The sequence below is a fragment of the Enterococcus sp. AZ141 genome, from assembly GCF_051714385.1.
Lineage (GTDB): Bacteria > Bacillota > Bacilli > Lactobacillales > Enterococcaceae > Enterococcus_D > Enterococcus_D entomosocium.
Map to the genome: position 1 here is coordinate 1,283,093 of NZ_JBIORT010000001.1, position 16,983 is coordinate 1,300,075.

The 16,983-nt window shown below is 39.6% G+C and carries 10 protein-coding genes and 1 pseudogene; 9 read left to right on the top strand and 2 right to left on the bottom strand.

Features of this window, described 5'->3' with window-relative positions; genetic code table 11:
* Positions 1-95 precede the first annotated feature (95 nt).
* The 6 genes from IGI89_RS05935 (at position 96) to IGI89_RS05960 (ending at position 9,255) form a co-directional block, all read left to right on the top strand.
* The gene (locus tag IGI89_RS05935) at positions 96-1,364 is read left to right on the top strand and encodes a radical SAM protein (RefSeq protein ID WP_005230552.1); all 1,269 of its coding nucleotides are present in this window, start codon (positions 96-98) and stop codon (positions 1,362-1,364) included.
* 10 nt (positions 1,365-1,374) lie between these two features.
* Positions 1,375-2,637, top strand: coding sequence for a radical SAM/SPASM domain-containing protein (locus IGI89_RS05940; RefSeq protein WP_005233213.1), 1,263 nt, complete (start codon positions 1,375-1,377; stop codon positions 2,635-2,637).
* Between the two features lie 1,132 nt (positions 2,638-3,769).
* Positions 3,770-4,411, top strand: coding sequence for a hypothetical protein (locus IGI89_RS05945; protein WP_005230557.1), 642 nt, complete (start codon positions 3,770-3,772; stop codon positions 4,409-4,411).
* Between the two features lie 25 nt (positions 4,412-4,436).
* Positions 4,437-5,846, top strand: coding sequence for an amino acid permease (locus IGI89_RS05950; protein WP_005230559.1), 1,410 nt, complete (start codon positions 4,437-4,439; stop codon positions 5,844-5,846).
* A 29-nt stretch (positions 5,847-5,875) separates the two neighbouring features.
* Positions 5,876-7,270: a glutamate decarboxylase gene (locus IGI89_RS05955; protein ID WP_005233215.1), complete on the top strand. Its 1,395-nt coding sequence runs from the start codon at positions 5,876-5,878 to the stop codon at positions 7,268-7,270.
* Positions 7,271-7,806: 536 nt separating this feature from the next.
* Positions 7,807-9,255, top strand: coding sequence for a helix-turn-helix domain-containing protein (locus IGI89_RS05960; protein ID WP_008380272.1), 1,449 nt, complete (start codon positions 7,807-7,809; stop codon positions 9,253-9,255).
* Between the two features lie 296 nt (positions 9,256-9,551).
* On the opposite strand, the gene IGI89_RS05965 is transcribed toward IGI89_RS05960, so the two are convergent.
* Complete coding sequence (locus IGI89_RS05965; protein WP_035006924.1) at positions 9,552-9,941, bottom strand: YxeA family protein; 390 nt, start codon at positions 9,939-9,941, stop codon at positions 9,552-9,554.
* Positions 9,942-10,362: 421 nt separating this feature from the next.
* Complete coding sequence (locus IGI89_RS05970; protein ID WP_008380268.1) at positions 10,363-11,784, bottom strand: cryptochrome/photolyase family protein; 1,422 nt, start codon at positions 11,782-11,784, stop codon at positions 10,363-10,365.
* Positions 11,785-12,138: 354 nt separating this feature from the next.
* Here IGI89_RS05970 and cls point away from each other — a divergent pair, with 354 nt between their 5' ends.
* The 3 genes and pseudogenes from cls to IGI89_RS05985 all read left to right on the top strand — a co-directional run bounded on the left by cls (position 12,139) and on the right by IGI89_RS05985 (position 16,979).
* Positions 12,139-13,668, top strand: coding sequence for a cardiolipin synthase (cls, locus tag IGI89_RS05975; RefSeq protein ID WP_005233225.1), 1,530 nt, complete (start codon positions 12,139-12,141; stop codon positions 13,666-13,668).
* A 500-nt stretch (positions 13,669-14,168) separates the two neighbouring features.
* On the top strand, positions 14,169-15,479 hold the full coding sequence (locus IGI89_RS05980) for a PTS sugar transporter subunit IIC (RefSeq protein WP_086298816.1): 1,311 nt from the start codon (positions 14,169-14,171) through the stop codon (positions 15,477-15,479).
* 27 nt (positions 15,480-15,506) lie between these two features.
* Positions 15,507-16,979: pseudogene (locus tag IGI89_RS05985) on the top strand (glycoside hydrolase family 1 protein).
* Positions 16,980-16,983: the final 4 nt, after the last annotated feature.

Sequence of the window (16,983 nt, forward strand, 5' to 3'; positions counted from 1 at the left end):
TCTCTCCCTCCTATGTAAAAACTATATCACAAATTAAAAAAAAATTGAAATGTTATTTTGTGAAATGTATAATTATTGAAAAAGGGGGTTAGGTGATGCGTTTTTCACGGTATGTCGATATCATTGAGAACGGTAACGAGACTATTCTTTGCAATACATTAACGCAAGAAATAGTTACTATTGATTCAAAAAAAATGAAAAGTAAAACGGAGATTTCGAGCGAAATAAGTGAAGGTGAACGAAAATATTTATTTGAAAATGGATTTATACACGGTGATTTGGAAAGTTATAAACAGAAAACAATCAATTTAAAGAGAGACTTAGTTACTATCACTATAAATATCACAGAAGATTGCAACTTTTCGTGTACTTATTGTTACCAGAATGATTTCCTTTCTAAAAATGTTATTACTGATCAGACGATAAATAATATAATGCAATACATTTTAGACATTGCTCAGCTAGGCGTTCGGAGACTATATATCTATTTTTTCGGGGGCGAGCCACTTCTTTATAAAAAAAGAATTCTCGCAATTAAAAGTAAGATTGATCAAATTGCGTCAGAGAAATCACTCTCAATTTCTTATGGTTTAGGAACAAACGCCTATCTACTCACTCCAGATTTTATAAATCATTTTGATTCTTTAATTGTCGATACTACACTAACATCTAGAAAAGATCATGATAGAAATAGATCTCTTAAGAGTGGAAGCGGAACGTATGATAAGATTTTTGAAAATCTAGCGGTAGCATCTAAGAGCGGACGTGTTAAAATCCATATTGGTTATAATACATCTGATAAAAATACAGAAGAGTTTCAGTCTTTTCTCGTTACGATCCGCCAAAGTGATATCAAAGCCCATATCAATTGCTATTACATTAATAACTATGAGTTTAATGAAAATTATTTCAATGCATTATCCTATGAAAAATATCTAAAGTGGGTATCTTCAACTGCAATTGATCACCTAATTGAAAACGGTTTCCTGGTGAATGTCTCTCCATTTTCTTCGTATCGCTTTGAGTGCGATGCGTATAATCCTTGGTCTGTAAAGTTTTTCTCTGATGGATCTATAGGGTTATGTAATGCAACAAATTTTTATGAACGTAGAATAATAAAAAGTTTTACAGAATCATCTTCTTTTGCAGAAGATGTTCAATATAGCCTTTATGACCAAAAGAGTGTTCTTCCGAAAAGCAACAATCAGTGTAATTCATGTGAATTAATTGCAGTGTGTCGAGGAAAGGTACAGTGTGATACTTCATGTAACCCCAACTATTCAATTGATAGAGAAACATTCATACGTTCTTTTGTAAAGCATACAAATCTAGGTAACAGAAAATTTTTTACCCAATTTAATTAGGAGTGATTTTATGAAATTATCGCAATATACGATTGTTGAAGAAGTGGATAATGAAATACTTTTGTACAATTCGGTATACTCTGCTATCGTTTTACTAACTCAAAGCGAGTTCCATGATCTACAGACTTTTATTAATAACGATAACTTTGAGAAAACAGAATTATTCTCTTATTTAGAAAATCAAAATATCATTGTTTCCGATGAGATTGATGAAGAAGCAAGATTAGTGTCTGTGGCAAATGAAAAACGATATAATCCTAGTCAAGTAACTTTCACAATTGCCCCTACGATGAACTGTAATTTTTCCTGTTTTTATTGTTACGAGCAAGGGTTTAGACAACATACTATGACTACTGAAACTGCTAAGAAAACAGCTGAGTTTATTCTTAAAAATGTATTACCCCATCAGTCATTGAAAGTAATTTGGTATGGAGGAGAGCCTTTGATGGGATTGAACTCTATTAAAGTTATAAGTGAAATAATAATGAAAAACGAAAAAAAATATAAAAATTTCAACGCAGAAATTGTATCCAATGGTTATTTGCTAACAGAAAAAGTTGCACAACTTTTAAAAAGTTATCACGTTAATTATGCTCAAATTACTCTGGATGGGGATCAGATAAATCATGATTCTAGAAGATGTTTAACAAATGGGAAAGGGACATTTGCAAGAATATTACAGAATATAGTTAAAACTCTAAAATATATTCCAGTAACTGTAAGAGTAAATATAGATAGGGAGAATAATCATGAAGATGTTATTCGTTTGATGAACTCGCTGGATAATTTTAATTTACTTAAGAAAGTTGGCTTTTATCTTGCGCCGGTAGAGGATTTTGATACCTACAAAACACCCACATGTTATACATCCCAAGAGTTTTCGAAAGAAGAAATAATGGTTTATAAAAGTCTTTTGGAAAGAGGGATAAATATTGTTGCCATACCACGGACAACGATTGGGTTCTGCGAAGCTATCAATCGAGATGACTATGTAATCGACCCTAATGGATTTTTATATAAATGCTGGGTTCATATTGGTAAAACGATTGGACGAGTTGGAGATATCTATACAGGAATACAATTGAACAGTGTGCATAAAACATTTACAGAGTACAAATTTTTTTCGAAAGCGAAATGTTCAAGTTGTAAAGTTCAACCTTTGTGTTTAGGAGGCTGTCCGTTAATTCGAATGAATACAGGTGAGTCGAAGTGCGTTAGCTATAAGTACAATATTGAAGAGCATATAAAAATGGCTTCGGCAAGACTAATATAATCTGGTGGAATATTTTTGCTTCAGAAGATTGATAAGGTCTTCTTAAAAAAATAGCTTAGTTAAATAAGGTTACTATGTTACATTGTGAATAGAATCTATACTTACTTATGAAAATAGAAAGCGTAACTCAATTTTCTCATTCATATTGTAATAAATGATTTCTCATATTAAAATTTTTATAAGAAAACTAAATAGTGAGCAAAGCTCACCCCAAGCAGCCTCCGAAACTGTTTTCGGGGGCTGCTTGAGGTTTGGGGGGCTTAGCTAGCTAAGTAATGATCGATCACTAAAAAAATGATCAAAACAGAATAGGCAATTTTTTCTTTTCAATCAAAAAATTTTGATCATTTTATCAAGCAGAGGATGGCACAAGTAAGTGGAAAGTAGGTAGTGGCTATTTTTTTGTTCAGGATGGGGAAGTAGATTTGTCTAGGATACGCCGGAGGATAAACGTTTTGAGGATCATTTGTTTTTGACTTACCTATGTGCCATCACTGCGGAAACCCTGTGGATGAAGGCGTCATGTACGACACCAGATACTCGGATGAGAGCTAAGGACGTTTGATTGCCGTGCCTGACACGCTTTTTCTAACCGCAAAGTCGTAGGGGCTAAAGAGCTACAGCGCTGAGACAGATGACTGCCCCGTGCGATTTTGGGTGTTTTTTGAACCCTACAAGCTGCTATTGCTACGCGTCTATTCGTCGCAAGCTTGGAAGGTCTTCTCATAAAATGCCCGTCAGCTGTCAACAGGCTGCCTTTTGCATCAGGAAGCATCAGCGTTCCAACAAATCTTTTTGATCCAGTAGTCGCCCACTCATTTTGGGCAACTTCTATCCGAGAAAACATTGCGTTAGAAGTATGTCTGTCCGTCTTTTCCAGATAAAAGTCAGCTGAAAGAGGGCTGATACTTAACAAAACGGCAGTTAGGACGACCACAAGCGCTCTCAAAAAAACTCAGTCCTTTCTTTTCAATGGTCATTGTTCTTATCTGCACTTCATGATAGCACCGAAACGCGAATTATTTTTCGCGTTTTTTTGTTTTTAAAATAAAAAATTAGGTATTCGCTTTTTTGGGTTAAATGGTATACCTGAGATGGAATAAAAATAATAAAAGAAAGGACAGGATTTACAATGAAGAAAACATCATTAGTTGCAGGTTTCGTTTTAGGTGTAGGCGTTTTGTTTACTCTAGGTGCATGCTCAACAGTGGAAGAATCAGGGGAAGTGGTCTCTGGGTCTGGAACGGAAACGTTGATCAGCGATTCGTCAGATGAAGTAGTTGTGGGAAGTGAAAAATTGAGTGATGACGGGTATTTTGAAGAAATCGTAACTAAGGGAATCGATCCGAAAATCAAAGACGTCGTTTGGTATGAAACGAATTATGAAAATGCTGGTTGGGATCACATTCGCTTTTTAGTGAATCATGTAAAAATCGTGAATGTAGAAGAATTCAAAGACAAAGACAAAGAATACAAAACATTGCTCTCACTGAAATATCAATTGTTTAATGAAGATTCGAAAGACAAAAAAATCAAACCTGACAAAGCCTATTTGGTGTTGAATGATGGCAAAAAAGTAGAAGCGGAAGTGTTTGTGGACTACTTAGATGATGAGATTTTGACCCATGACAAACATAAAGATGGCTTTATTCATTTTAAAGTGGCGCAAGAACAAAGTTTGCCAGCGATCAAAGCGGTCGAAATCGAATTTAAAGCAGATGGAGATTTGACACATACGTACCATATTGATCTATCTTCCGCTGCTGAAAAATAGTATCTAACGATAGGAGGTAAAAAAAATGGATACTAGCAAGAAAAAACTATCATTGTTGAGTTTTTTTGCAATAACTGCTTCAATGGTGATGACGGTATATGAGTATCCAACCTTTGCGACATCGAAGATGAATTTAGTTTTTTATTTACTCGTCGGCGGTTTCCTCTGGTTTATCCCTGTAGCCCTTTGCTCTGCGGAGATGGCTACTGTAAAGGGATGGGAAAAAGGGGGACTCTATACCTGGGTCTCAAAAACATTAGGGAGAAAATGGGGCTTTGCTGCCATTTTCTTCCAATGGTTCCAAATCACGGTAGGCTTTATTACGATGATTTACTTTATTGTCGGGGCGCTTTCCTATGCCCTAAATTGGCCGGCTCTTAATACGAATGTTTGGCTGAAGCTGATTGCCACTTTAGTGATCTTTTGGCTGATCACGATCTCGCAATTTGGCGGAACAAAAAATACTGCGAAGATTGCCAAAGTAGGGTTCTTTGTGGGGATCGTCGCAACAGGGATCATTCTTTTTATCTTAGGAATTGTCTACATTGCTCAAGGGAATCCCGTCAAAGTTTCTTTTGGATCAGGCGCTTGGATTCCTGATTTCACGAAAATCAATACGCTGGTCGTTTTTGTTTCCTTTATTTTAGCCTATGCAGGGGTTGAATCTTCTGCCAGTCACGTAAAAGATATGGACAATCCTGGAAAGAATTACCCGAAAGCTATTTTGATTTTAGTTGTAGCAACGATTCTTTTGGATACGTTAGGTGGGGCAACGGTGGCTGCCACGATTCCCCAAAATCAATTGTCTCTTGATACTGGCGTGATTCAAGCCTATTCTTATTTGATCCATCATTTTGGCGGCGGAGAATGGCTGGTTCGTTTGATTGCCGTGGTCATCTGTTTAGGTGTCATTGCAGAAATTGCTGCTTGGGTGGTCGGCCCATCGACTGCGATGCTTGAAGCAGCTGAAAATGGCTTGCTGCCAAAACAAATGGCCAAAGTCAATCAACACAATGTCCCAATCAATATCGTTTTGGTACAAGGCATCATTGTTTCCATTTGGGCGGTTGTCTTGACATTAGGCGGTGGAGGCGCCAATCTATCCTTCTTCGTTGCGATGGCGTTGACGGTCTGCATCTATCTGGTGGCTTATGTCCTCTTGTTTCTTTCCTATATTAAATTAGTCAAAGAAAAAGACGACTTAACAAGAACGTATCATATTCCTGGTGGGAAAAATGTGAAAATTGGTGTTGCGATGGTTGGTTTGCTTGTTTCTATTTTTTCTTTCTTTATTTCCTTCTTTCCACCGAGCGATATCGGCACCGGAAAGGGCGGAACCTATTTAGCCATCTTGATCATCAGTTGGCTGATTATTGTCGTGATACCGTTTGTCATCTATAAATATGTAGGTGAAAAAGCAAGCGATAAAAAATAAAAAGCACAACCTATGAGGAGGAGAGCTGCATGTTATTTAGTAAAAAAAATCGAAAAGAAGCCCAATATTTGGAGCCTATCTATGGGAATGAGGCAATGGATCAAGCGATCCCTATGTACAAATTACCAAAAGAGTCCTTGGTACCGCGGGATGCCTATGAATTAGTCAAAGATCAATTGATCGATGAAGGGGTCTCAAGACAAAATTTGGCGACGTTCTGTCAAACCTACATGGAACCAGAAGCAGTCAAAATTATGAGTGAAACCCTTGATAAAAACGCCATCGATAAAACCGAGTACCCACGGACAGCAGAAATTGAAAACCGCTGTGTCAATATGATCGCTGATTTATGGCATGCCCCAGAAGCGTCCGATTTTATCGGTACATCAACGGTAGGCTCAAGTGAAGCGTGTATGTTAGGTGGATTGGCCTTAAAATTTGCTTGGCGCAATCGGGCAAAAAAACTTGGCTTAGATATCAATAAACAAAAACCAAACTTAGTGATTTCTTCTGCCTATCAAGTCGTTTGGGAAAAATTCTGTGTCTACTGGGACATTGAAATGCGAACGATCCCTATCGATGAAGAACATGGCAGCATTAATGTTGAAAAGGTCACGGACTATTTAGATGAATATACGATCGGGGTCGTTGGTATTTTAGGAATCACTTACACTGGACGATACGATGATATCAAAGCACTAGACAAGAAATTAGAGGAATACAACAAACACACCGACTACAAAGTCTACATCCACGTGGATGCGGCTAGTGGGGGATTGTACACGCCATTTATGGAACCAGAACTTGAATGGGATTTCCGTTTGAAAAACGTTCGTTCCATCAGTACGTCTGGACATAAATATGGGTTAGTCTACCCTGGTATCGGTTGGGTGCTTTGGAAAGAAAAAGATTTCTTACCAGAAGAGTTGGTCTTTAAAGTAAGTTATCTTGGCGGTGAAATGCCAACGATGGCCATCAACTTTTCAAGAAGCGCCAGCCAAATCATCGGACAATATTACACCTTTATCCGCAATGGGTTTGAAGGCTACCGCTTGATCCACAAAAAGACCAGCGATGTTGCCCAATATTTAGCAAAAGAGATTGAAAACATGGGTTACTTCGATATTTATAATGATGGTTCACGGTTGCCGATCGTCTGCTACAAATTAAAAGAAGATGCCGATATTTCTTGGAATCTGTATGATTTGACGGATGAATTTGCGATGAAAGGCTGGCAAGTCCCTACCTATCCATTACCTGATAATCTATCACATATCAATATCCAACGCTTTGTCTGCCGGGCAGATTTAAGTATGCAAATGGCAATGGATCTGGTGCAAGACATGAAAGAAGGAATCGAGCGCTTGAACAAGCGACCAAGCCGTCATGTTTCATCCGATCAAACCTATGGCTTTTCACATTAAGAAACGGTATCGCTAGAAACCCTTTCATTGCTTTTTTCAATGAATAAAAAGTCCCTTTATGAAACGTTTTTTGCAAGACTGAATGAACCTTGGTTTATAGAAAAATCAAAGGCGGTTGCATCGACTGCCTTTGATTTTTTTGTTTGTAAGAACGGGTAAGCACTTGATAGTGTCGTTTTTTAAGAGAAAGTAAAAAAACAGTGCTTGATAATTTCATTTATTGACATTTCTGACTTGTGATAGTATTAATTATTATGGTCTAAATATATTTTTTTAGAGAAGAACGTTTTACATAAACGAAAAGGAAATCTTAGAACGTTGTCGTGAGGGAATTCTTAGGGAAATTCGTCTTGCATCGAGGGTTTTTGTTTGTCAGTCATGGTTTGTTGGGGAGTAAGTGAAGGAAAAATATGTGTAGAAAGGGCCTGTTTTTACTGCGCTTGTTTGTTTCATAAGTAACGTACTGCTATCTTTTTCTGTAAATTGGTTGTAACTATTCTGAATGAATATAGATTTACACTGGAGGAAAAACAGTCATGTATAAAGAAGACTTACTGGATAAGGACTTAAAATTAGAGTATATCTTGCTCAAATTTTTGTATTTATCGACCGGTCATATCAAAAAAAGTGATGCGTGTCGGGAATTAGATATTACGATGCCGACCTTGACGAAATTATCAGAGAGCCTTCAACGGCAACTAAAAAATGAGAAGGTCTCATTTATCATCAATCGTTATACGTTGGAACTGCAAGTAACCGATAGTGTCTCACTGGATGATTTGACCGACACGCTATTGAAAAAATCTGCTAAATATCAAATCATCCATTATTTGTTTCAACATGCAGGCTATGATGCCTTCGTCTTGGCTGATGAATTAAACATAAGTGTGGGGACCCTCAATCGATTGATTGCTGAGTGCAATCAGTTGTTGCAGCATTTTGAATTAAAGATCAGAAACAAAAAACTAGTTGGAACGATGACACAACGCATTTATTTTTACTATAATTTTTTCAAAATGGGTGCGACAACGATCGATTCTGTTTTGATCGATGACCTGGTTGCGGAGTTAGCGAAAAAAATAACCTTATCGATTGCCCAACAAAAGCAGCTGAAGATCTGGTTGTATGTGATTATGAAAAAAGTCACGTCTCACACGACCTTGGGAAGTTTAAGTCCAGAAGAACAAACCAAAATCGAGCGCTGCCAAGAGATGCCCCTCTGTCACTTTATTCGACAGATCTATGCTTCTAAAAAATGTATCTGCTCAGTAGATGAAGCGAAGATCGTGCCATTCTTTATCTGTCTCTTCCTCATTACGGTGGGCGGGATTCCTTACGAGGAACTTCGCTTAGGATTGTACACCAATAAAAATCCCGTCTTTGAGATCACCGATGAAGTCATGGCAGCAATCCAGTCCATTTATCGTCTTGATGCCTCGCATACGACGATCGATATCAAAGCCAATGTCTTTTCCTTAATCGCACAAGTTTATTACTTTCATGGAGTGAATTATTCCATCGATCGAGTCACGCTAAATTATTACCACAAAATGTTTCACAATTCCTTGCGGGATCAAGTGATCTCAGACATTCTGGAACACATTATTGCACCGACCAACTTGTTTACGCCCACGAAACTCAACTATCTCAAGAAACGCCTAGTCTTTTTAATTTATATGTTATCGCCTAAAGAAGAATATCGGGTACGGATCGGGGTCTTAAATATGTGCTCTAGTCTTTTGGCGGATGCTTCGATTTACTTGTTAAAAAATGAACTAAAAGGCAAGCAAAATGTTGTTGTTTTACCCTATACTCCGGACGAGACGTTTGACTTGTTGATTTCCAATGCCAATCTCCCCCAATTAGGGAACAATTATGACCAATTTTATCAAGTGACCGCCATTGGTGCCGATTTAGACGTCAATCAGGTTTCTGCGATCGTCGATCAAATTGCTTATTCTAAGTATCATTCTTTTGTGGTGTGAGCCATCACTTGTTAGTTAAAAAGCAGCGAGTCAACGGATAGGTGATTCGCTGCTTTTTCAATTATCTGCGAAGTAGGGAAAGGAAAAGGCGCTTGAATTGCTCTTATCATTGATGACGGAATGAAAACAGGGATCAGTCAAGCAGCTTTCTGCTAGATAATATGTCCAGTATCCTTGTATAACGTATCGCAACAGAGCAGAAGACATCAAGCGTGAAAATAACAGAAGGGATTCAAAATGCTGGTTTTGGAAGGATGTAAAAAAAAGACCCACATAATGATGTGAGTCTGCAATCGTTAGTTCTGATTTTCTAATTTTTCTAGAACCTTTTTGGGAATTGCATCTTTTTCAACGCTATTCGGGCCTTTTATTGTGCGCTTTTCACTGATCACCGCTTTTACATAAGAATTTGGGGTTAAGGGTTTTGCGTTATCTTCTGATAATGAAACCTCGAGTGTTTGTGTGCTACCATCTTCTTTTACAAAGTTTAACGTGTAATCGTAAGAATACCAAGGCGACTGGTCGCCGATGCCGCTTTTACTTTCATGTTCTACCTTAGGGAGAATCTCAGATGGGACATACGCGTAAGCTGTTTGTCCTGAGTAGGTGGATTGATAATATTCATAGCCTTTGTATCCGGCAAACCCTAAAAGTACGACTAAGACGAATCCGATTATTTTTTTCATATAAACCATCCTTATCCTCAAATATGGAGATATTATAACAGAATGGTTCTATAGATGACCTTTCAACAGACGAACAGTTTTGCAAGGAGAAATGTTACTAGCCAGTCGTGGAAAAGTGGGGAACGCCGCTAATAAAGGGTTCTATCTATAAATCGTCAGGGGATTGTTGCTTAGAGTGACTAGAAATAAGTGCGGAATCAGGCGAAAAGACCTTAATAAAAAAACACAGCATGGAAAATGTTTCTTTTTTGTATGCTCACCAGCAGACTATTTGATAAGACGTGTCGTTGTTTTTTTCACTATAGAAAGATGAAAAACGGTGCATCAGTTTAATAAAAAACCAGCAAAGACGAGCTCTTAAGGAGCGTCTTTGCTGGTTTTTTTCTACTGAAAATGTTTGAGCGCAGGCCATGACAGCTGCTTACGGCTCGATTTTACTATACAAATCGAGGGCTCTTTTCCTGGCTTCGTTATGGTCGACTATAGGCAACGGATAGTCGGTGCCTAAAACTACCTTTAGGTCGGCTTGTTCTTCGTCAGTCATCAGGTAAGGTTCGTGGATGAATTTTAGCGGCAACTGGGCGAGTTCGGGAACAAATTGTTTGATAAACGTCCCCTCTTTGTCGAATTTTTTCCCCTGAGTGATGGGGTTGAAAATTCGAAAGTAAGGAACCGCATCGGTGCCAGTCGAAGCTGCCCACTGCCAGCCGCCGATATTGCTGGCAGCGTCGTAGTCGATCAATTGTCGAGCAAAATAGGCTTCTCCTTGCCGCCAGTCGATCAATAAATCTTTGGTTAGAAAGGAAGCGACGATCATCCGTAGACGGTTATGCATCCAACCGGTTTGATTCAGCTGCCGCATCGCGGCATCAATGATCGGATAGCCGGTTTGTCCTGCTTGCCATTTGTTAAACGCCTCTTCATCCTTTTGCCAATCCATGTTTCGATATTTCTCAATGAGTTCATAGTTTTTTTGCTCCGGATGAGTGAAGTAGATCATATGATAAAAATCTCGCCAAGCCAGTTCTTTTAAAAAGGTCGCTTTGCCAGTGCTGGGTGGCATCCCTTGGCAAGCGGCCCAAACCTTCCGAATAGAGAGTTGTCCAAAAGACAAGAAAGGGGACAGGCGGCTGGTTCCTTTGATCGAAGGGAGATCACGGTCTTTTTCATAGGCGGCCAAACGCTTTTGCACAAAGGCCTGCAATTGTTTATGTGCATAGTCTTCCCCAACGATCGTTGAAAAATCGGTCTTTCTATTTTTTAGCAGCTTAGCAAGCAGCGCTGTCCCTGCTTTGAAGTGAGGGGCATCATTAAAATGAGCGGCTTTTTCAAAATCAAGGGCCTGCTTTTGATAGACCGGTTTGGGCAGCTGGATCCATTTCTTATAATAGGGCGTAAATTTTTTGTAATACGTCCCGTCCTCTTTGGTGACTTCCGTTGGTTGGTGCAGATGATGTTCTTCAAAGGAATGGACAGTGACGCCTTTTTTCTCGACCAATTCTTTTATATAGAGGTCGCGTTTACGACCAAATCCACGGTTATCAAAGTTGAAGTACAGTTGGCTCCATTCTGGATAGTGAGCGAACAACTGATCAAAGGCTTCTGTCAAAGTCCCCGTCAAGAGGTGGATCGTCAGATTTTGCTTTTTGGCAGCCTCGATAAAGTGAGCAACCGCGCTAAAAAAGTAATCATGGCTTGGTGCATCGGGGAGAAACTGCTTTTCATTGAGATGAAACACACACAACAATTGGTCGTTTGCTTGAAGAGACAAAAGCGCCTCAGTAAGCGCCGTATTGTCCTCTAAGCGCAGATCCTTTCTAAACCACATCACATGAATTGCCATAACAACCTCCTTGATAGTATAACCGTGCTAAAAAAACGATCGGATTTCGTTTATAGTAAAGGAAAGATGGGATTTATTCAAATTTGGCGATTGCGTAAGGAAAATTGCTGTTTCAGCAAGTCGAGGGATGCTTACAGGGTTTGTTTTAATTGGTACACCGATTTGAATAGGCGCTTGTCATTTACCGTTTCGTTTCTGCAAATCGTCTCTTCTTAATAAATAATAGGTAAAAAATGAGTAGTAGGGGATGAAATGAGTTACATTTGCGTAACGAGAACGTATATAATCATAGTATATAGTGAGGCTTTTTACTTTAGCGTTTATTAATAAGCGCATATTTGGATGGAGTGAAGGATGATCAAAAACAAATTACAGCAATACAAAATTTTAACGCTTTTACTGATACTTGTGACGGTTGGATTAATTCTCTTTTTAAATCAGATGATTTATGCTTGGCAGGCCATTGAAATTTTGGCGATTCTTCTTTGTGGCTACTTAGTGGTTTTTGATCAAAGGGATGGAACTTCGAAGATTGCTTGGATCTTAGCTTTATTGTTTTTACCGATTGTAGGAGTCATGTTGTATTATTTAATTGGTCGTGAACCTCGATTAAGGAAGTTGCCCAAACAGCAGATACAAAATGAACGGGAAGTGCAGCGAACGGTTTCGGCTATTTTGCAAGAACATTCAGAGGTCATTCATGGGAAACATGATCTCTCCACTGAGATTTTTCATCTTTCAGGCAAATATCCCACAATCAATAATCATCTGACTGTATTAAATGAAGGCGCTGAGGCGTTCGCTTCTTTGCTAGAAGATATCAAGAAAGCCAAGCATCATGTGCATGTGTTTTTTTATATCGTTAAAGGGGATGAAACAGGGGAGGAGCTGACAAATGTTCTGGTCGAAAAGGCCAAACAAGGGGTGGAAGTTCGGTTTATGTACGATAGCGTGGGGTCGATCGCCTTTCCTAATCAATTATTATTATTGATGAGAAAGAATGGGGTAGAGGTACGCACGTATGATTTGTTGAACTCGCCTTGGCTAAGTAATAAAGCGAACTGGCGCAATCACCGTAAAATGGTCGTTATTGATGGTGAGATTGCACATACAGGAGGCATGAATATTGGAAATGAATATAGTGGGCGAGGCAGTAAGTTTTCTTATTGGCGAGACACAAACATCCGGATAGAAGGACCTGCTGTTCTAGAAGTACAAGAGTGCTTTATTTATGATTGGCTCTTTCTTGATGAAACGGAAGAAACGGTCACTCATTTTTTGACACAGACAGCTACGTATTTTCCGTTGAAGACCGACGTTCAAAGCGGTTCGGAAATCGTTCAGGTAATCTACGGCGGACCCTATGATAGCGAGCGAATCATTAAGGATTCCTTTAATGACCTCATTGGAAAGGCAACGGATTCGATTAAGATCGCAATGCCTTACTTTATTCCTGATGAAGAAAGTTTAGGTGCGCTTAGAAGAGCAGCACGGTGTGGGATCAACGTGCAATTGATTGTGCCGGGAAAAGGGGATCGAGGAATTTCTTTTCATGGCACGAATTCGTTTATTGATGAATTATTATCTGCCGGCGTCGAAGTCTACACCTATGATGAGACTGCTTTTATTCACTGTAAATATATGATCGTCGATGAGTTTGCTGCAACGATCGGGTCAACAAATTTTGATATTCGTAGTTTTTACCTTAACCATGAGTTATCTATGTTCATCTATGGGCCGTCGAAAATAATCACAGAGTTAAATCAGCAATTTATGGAAGACTTAGCTCATGCAAAATTAGTAGAAAAAGAAGAATGGCAAGCCAGAAGCCTTTTGACGAAAACAAAAGAAAAAATCAGTGGCTTGTTTGTTCCGATTCTTTGAAGGAAGATAGTGAACAAAGGAATGAAATATTCTGATCCATCAGTCTCATATATGATTGTCCTATGATTCCTAGCTGATAGCATCTTCTCAGCTAGGGATTATTTTTTGTTTGTGCTAATCTATTGGCTGCATGGATGGAGAGTCTAGCGAATTGCTAGGATTTGTAGTGATTAAGCGATGGGGGTGAGTGAGACGGTGCGTTCACCTGAATCTGTCCACGATCATTCGATTTTTGTGTGTAATGCCCCGTTTTTATGTGAGGAGGGAATGCTAGGAGCTGCTCGTGTCTTCAGAAGATCGTTTTTGAAGAAGCGGGGAACAATGAGACCTCTTTTTCATGTTCCGCGCTATTTCATGACGAATCGTGAAACAAACGTCTCAGTTTCAGTCCTTCCTATTGAAATAAGCAATAAATTACGAGATATTGAAATCGGTTACAAGAGTTTTATCCGGAGAAGCTTGATGTGATTGAAAGCCAATTTCTTTCAGGGAGGAAAAATATGAGTGAATCAAAATCTATCATCAATGATCGAATAATGCCTGTAATGGGGAAAATTAGTCAGATAAAAGCGATTCGAGCGATTCAATATGGGGCGATGTCTACCATGCCATTGACATTGGGGGTTAGTCTGATCGCTATTTTAGTCAATCTGCCCGTTGAGCCTTGGTTGGCTTGGTTAGCGCAAACTGGAATCGATGAACACATGCGTGCCACCATCAAAGTGACGATGGAAATCACTGCATTATATATGACGTTTATGATTGGCTATCATAATGCCAATGAAAGAAAATCAAGTCCTGTGACCGGTGGGATATTATCCTTGGCCTCGTTTTTCGTTTTGATGCCACAAGTGATTCCCTATGATGGGGGCGAAGTAGCCGGACTAAACTTTGACTATATCGGTAGTAATGGTATTTTCGGTGGGATGATCGTTGCGTTATTAGTATCGAGCTTGTATTCTGTATTGGACAAAAAAGGCTTGGTCGTTAAACTGCCAAACTCGGTGCCACCAATGGTTGCCCAGTCGCTTTCACCGACCTTTATTGCCATTATTATATTTGTACTTGTTTGCTTAACCCGCATTGGCTTTAGTCTAACTGCGTGGGGCGATTATTTTGATTTTATCAATGGCGTGGTCGGGGCACCGATTATGAACTTGGGGGCAACACCGATCTCGGCGATTATTTTTATGATCACTATTTCGATCTTCTGGTTTTTTGGGATCCATCCCAATACGATCCTCAGTATTTACTTGCCGGTTTTAATGGCTACAGGGGTTGCCAATTTAACGGCGTTTATGGAGGGAGAACCGATGCCGCATTTGGCATTTTCAGCGGTGATGGCTTTTTATGCACTTGGAGGTGCGGGCAATACCTTAGGAATCTCGTTGCTGATTCCCTTTATTTCGAAATCACAGCGCTATAAAACTCTTGGGAAACTCAGCTTGGCACCAGCGATCTTTAACATCAATGAGCCATTAGTGTTTGGTTTGCCACTGATGTTGAATCCGATCTTCTTTATTCCGATGGTCAGTACTTCTTTGGTGAATGGGATTATAGGGATCATCGGCTACAATCTTGGGGTGTATGACACACTGAATCCTTCGATCTCACTGCCTTGGATCATGCCAGCCTTCATTGGACCGATCTTGACCATCGGGATCAAAGGTGTGATTGCGGTAGTCATTGCGATTTGTATCAATGGGTTGATCTACTTGCCGTTTTTCTTAAAAGCCGACAAGCTGGCATTGGCGGAAGAGCAAGCGCTTGAAGATGAGGTTATGGCAGAGAAAGTCACAGAGGCGGTCTAAAGAAAGACAGGAGGATCAGTCAATAACATGAGTTTACCAGAAGGATTTTTATGGGGCGGCGCTACCGCCGCCAATCAATATGAGGGGGGCTTTGATCAAGGCGGCAGAGGACTATCTACATTGGATATTGTTACCAGCGGCAGTCAGGAACAGCCCCGTCAACTTACCGTGAAAGATGCGCAAGGCAAAATCCGCAACATTTCTATGTATGAAGGAATGCCAGCGGATTGCCAAGGATACTTAGACGAAAATCAGTATTATCCTAGCCATCGCGCCACAGATTTTTACCATCATTGGCAAGAAGACATTGCTTTATTTGCTGAACAAGGCTACAAAGCTTATCGGATGTCGATCAGCTGGACACGGATTTTTCCTGATGGAACGAAAGAATCGCTTAATGAAGAAGGAATTCTCTTCTATGAAAGGATTTTCAATGAACTGCTCAAATACGGCATTGAACCAATCGTTACCTTAAATCATTTTGATATGCCGCTGGCTTTAGCTGAAAGCCGTGAAGGATGGCTGGATCGGCGCACGATTGAAGATTTTCTCGATTATGCAGTCTTGTTGTTCGAGCGTTTTAAAGAGCAAGTGAAGTACTGGATCACCTTCAATGAAATCAATTTTTTGAATGGCTATGTTTTTTTAGGGATCAAAGGAAAAGACTTAGGAAAAAGGGCGCAAGCATTGCATCATGTCTTTCTTGCTAGTGCCCGCTGCGTGATGGAAGGGAAAAAAATCAATCCCGATTTTCAAATTGGAATGATGCTTGCCAGTGCTGGTATGTACCCAGAAACCTGTAATCCAAACGATAGTATGCGGGAAATCGAAGTTTCTAGAATGTTCAAGTATCTGTATAGCGATGTTCAGTGCCGTGGCTATTACCCTGAATATGTCTTGAAGGAGTATGAACGAAACGGCTGGCAGCTGGTCATGGAATCAGATGATCTTGATCTTTTACGCGTAGGGACGGTCGATTTTCTTTCTTTCAGCTAATACAATTCAGCGGTCATCTCCACAAAAGAACAAGAAAAAACGAGCCGTGGCAATATGATGGAAGCGGTAAAGAATCCCTACTTAGAGGAATCGGAGTGGGGTTGGCCGATTGATCCGACAGGTTTGCGGATCGTATTGAACCAATTGTATGATCGCTACCAGCTGCCGTTGTTTATTGTAGAAAACGGCTTAGGCGCACTTGACACTTTTAACGAACAAAAAGAGATCATTGACGATGCGCGTATCGCTTACCTCAGTGCCCATATTGAGCAGATGATCAAAGCGGTTGTACATGATGGCGTGAAACTAATGGGCTATACACCGTGGGGCTGTATTGATATCATATCGGCAGGAACTGGGGAAATGAAAAAACGTTATGGGTTCATTTATGTAGACTTGGATGATACTGGAAAAGGGACTTTTGCCCGCAAAAAGAAAAAATCATTTTATTGGTACAAAAAAGTGATTGAATCTAATGGCACCTCGATCCAAGCAAAGTCTTGATTCA